At 65.3% G+C, this 3,140-nt stretch carries 1 protein-coding gene and 1 pseudogene; one reads left to right on the top strand and one right to left on the bottom strand.

Features of this window, described 5'->3' with window-relative positions:
• The first annotated feature begins 193 nt into the window (after nt 1–193).
• Entirely contained in the window at nt 194–2,347 is a 2,154-nt protein-coding gene (ligA, locus tag IC66_RS0111225) for an NAD-dependent DNA ligase LigA (RefSeq protein WP_038947671.1), read from the top strand.
• Between the two features lie 167 nt (nt 2,348–2,514).
• Here ligA and IC66_RS0111220 read toward each other — a convergent pair.
• Nucleotides 2,515–3,140 (bottom strand): annotated as a pseudogene (locus IC66_RS0111220) (Bcr/CflA family drug resistance efflux transporter); the annotation flags it as partial.

Here is a 3,140-nt window from a genome sequence, read left to right as displayed (position 1 = left end):
CGGCCGAGAGGCTGCTCAAGGCGGCAAGTTAGACCTCGTGTCCCGGACGCGCATAGCGCGAGCCGGGACCCAGAATGCCGCCGCATGGGCCCCGGCTCTGCAGTGCACCGCTGAAGAAGCGCAGCACTGCGTCCGGGGAACAAGTCCTCCGCCCATCTTTACCCTTCCGCCCGCTCCGTCGTATCCAAGCACCATGGCCAGAGCAGCAAGATCCAAAGCAACACCGCTTCGCGACGTCGCCGACCTCACCAAGGCCCAGGCCAAGGTCGAGCACATGCGGCTGGCGCTTGAAATCGAGGGGCACAACGAGCGCTACTATCAAGAGGACGCGCCCACCGTCACCGACGCCGAGTACGACGCGCTGCGCCAGCGCTTCAACGCGATCGAGAAGCGCTTTCCTGAATTCGTCACCTCGGACTCGCCCTCGCAGAAGGTCGGCGCGGCGCCGTCAGGCCGCTTCAAGAAGGTTCGGCACTCCGTTCCGATGCTGTCGCTCGACAACGCCTTTGCAGAAGAGGACGTGCGCGACTTCGTCGGCCGCATCGTGCGCTTCCTGAAGCTCGACGACGACAAGGTCAATTTCTCCGCCGAGCCGAAGATCGACGGCCTCTCGATGTCGTTGCGCTACGAGGGCGGCGAGCTCGTCACCGCGGCGACGCGCGGCGACGGTGCGGTCGGCGAGGATGTCACCGCCAACATCCGCACGCTCGAAGACGTGCCGCAGAAGCTGAAAGGGCGCAACGTGCCCGACATCTGCGAGGTCCGCGGCGAGGTCTACATGACCAAAAAGGCGTTCCTCGCGCTCAAGGAGCGGCAGAAGGCGGCCGGCGACACCATCTTTGCCAACCCGCGCAATTCGGCCGCCGGTTCGCTCCGGCAGAAGGACCCGACCATCACCGCCTCGCGCCCCCTCGGCTTCTTCGCCTATGCGTGGGGGCAGATGAGCGCGATGCCGGAAGGCACGCAGAGCGGCATGATCGGCTGGTTCGAGCGCTGCGGCTTCAAGACCAATCCGCTGACCAAGCTGTGCCACTCCGTCGAGGAGCTGGTCGCGTTCCACCAGAGCATCGAGGAAGAGCGCGCCGAGCTCGACTACGATATCGATGGCGTCGTCTACAAGGTCGATCGCATCGACTGGCAGGAGCGGCTCGGCTTCGTCTCGCGCACGCCGCGCTGGGGCATCGCGCATAAATTCCCGGCCGAGCGGGCCATGACTGTGCTGCGCGACATCGAGATTCAGGTTGGTCGCACCGGCTCGTTCACGCCGGTCGGCAAGCTCGAACCGGTCGGCGTCGGCGGTGTGATCGTGCAGAACGTCACGCTGCACAACGAGGACTATATCAAGGGCATCGGCAACAAGGGCGAGGTGCTGCGCGAGGGGCGCGACATCAGGATCGGCGACACCGTGGTGGTCCAGCGCGCCGGCGATGTGATCCCGCAGATCGTCGACGTCGTCCTGGACAAGCGGCCGAAAGGCGCCAGGGAATTCTCTTTCCCGAAGAAGTGTCCGTGCCCGCTCCACACCGACGTCGTCCGCGGCGCAACCGCCGCCGGCGAAGAGGAATCCCGCGCCCGCTGCAGCGGCGAGTTCGCCTGCCCCTATCAGAAGATCGAACACCTGAAGCTGTTCGTCTCGCGCCGTGCTTTCGACATCGACGGTTTAGGGGAGAAGCAGCTGCAGTATTTCTTCGACGAGGGATGGGTCAAGGAGCCCGCCGACATCTTCACGCTGGAGAAGCGCAACGCGAAGCTGAAGCTCGAGGAGATCGAAGGCTACGGCGCGACCTCGGTGCGCAACCTGTTCGGCGCCATCGAGTCTCGGCGCACAATCGCGCTCGAGCGCTTCATTTATGCGCTCGGCATGCGTCATGTCGGCGAGACCACTGCGGTGGCGCTGGCACGCGGCTACGGCTCGTGGGACGCCTTCCACGATGCCTGCCTCAAGGTCGCCAAGGGCGACGAGGAGGCGATGGCCGAGATGGACGCGCTCGACCAGATCGGCGACACCGTGATCAAGAGCATCGCCGATTATTTCGGCGAGAGCCACAACCGCGGCATCGTCGAGCGGCTGACCAAGGAAGTCGAGATCGTCGACGCCGAGAAGCCGAAGAGCAACTCGGCCGTCGCCGGCAAGACGGTGGTGTTCACGGGCTCGCTGGAGAAGATGACGCGCGACGAGGCCAAGGCCACAGCGGAGCGGTTGGGCGCCAAGGTCTCAGGCTCGGTGTCGAAGAAGACCGATCTCGTCGTCGCCGGCCCCGGCGCGGGCTCGAAGCTGGCCGAGGCCAACAAGCACGGCGTCAAGGTGCTGACCGAGGACGAGTGGCTGACGCTGATCGGGGAGTGAGGGTTCGCGCTTTGCGCCACACACTCCGCCGTCATTCCCCGCGAAGGCGGGGAATCCAGTACGCCGCAGCCTATCCGTATCCCCGCAGCGTCTCTGGAATACTGGATCCCCCGCCTTCGCGGAGGATGACACCGAGCGTGTCGTGAAGGCCGTCGCATAGCGAAAGCTCACATCATCCCGCTCTCTTCCTCTTCCGCCTGCTCGATCAGTGCCTCGCTCACCACCACTTCGCGGCGGGGGACGACGAAGATCATCACGCAGGCACAGAGCAGCGAGATCGCGAGGACTGCGCCGGTGAGCGGCAGCGTCGTTGCGGAGTGGCCGCCGAGATAGGCGCCGAATTGCGACATCAGCGCGCCGATGCCCTGTTGGAGGAAGCCCATCGTGCCGGAGGCGGTGCCGGCGGCCTCGGGGCGGATGCTGATGGCGCCGGCGGCCGAATTCGCCATCACGAAGGCATTGCCGGCCATCACGATCATCTGCGTGCCGAACAGCCAGGCCGGGGCCTCGTTCCAGCCGATGATACTCCACAGCAGGTTCGCAAGGCTGCCGGCGAGTTGGAGGGCGAGCCCGAACCAGATCAGTTTTTCCAGCGAATGCCGCGGCGCAAAGCGTACGCAGAGCAGGTTTCCGACGAGAAATGCAAAGCCCGAGGTCGCGAACCAGGCGCCGTATTCGGCGCTGCTGCGGCCCATCTGCGTCACCACGATGTAGGGGCCGCCGCCTGCGAAGGTGAAGATGATCTGCGAGGCCAGCACCTGGCACATCACATAGCCGACGAAGGCGCGGTTGC

Origin of the sequence: Bradyrhizobium genomosp. III, assembly GCF_000261705.1 — a bacterium.
GTDB lineage: Bacteria > Pseudomonadota > Alphaproteobacteria > Rhizobiales > Xanthobacteraceae > Bradyrhizobium > Bradyrhizobium ottawaense.
Note: the sequence above shows the minus strand (reverse complement) of the source record. Positions and strands in the feature narration are given on the sequence as shown.

Coding starts and splice junctions, on each gene's coding strand:
- ligA (WP_038947671.1), top strand. CDS start 194: ATGGCCAGAGCAGCAAGATCCAAAGCAACACCGCTTCGCGACGTCGCC.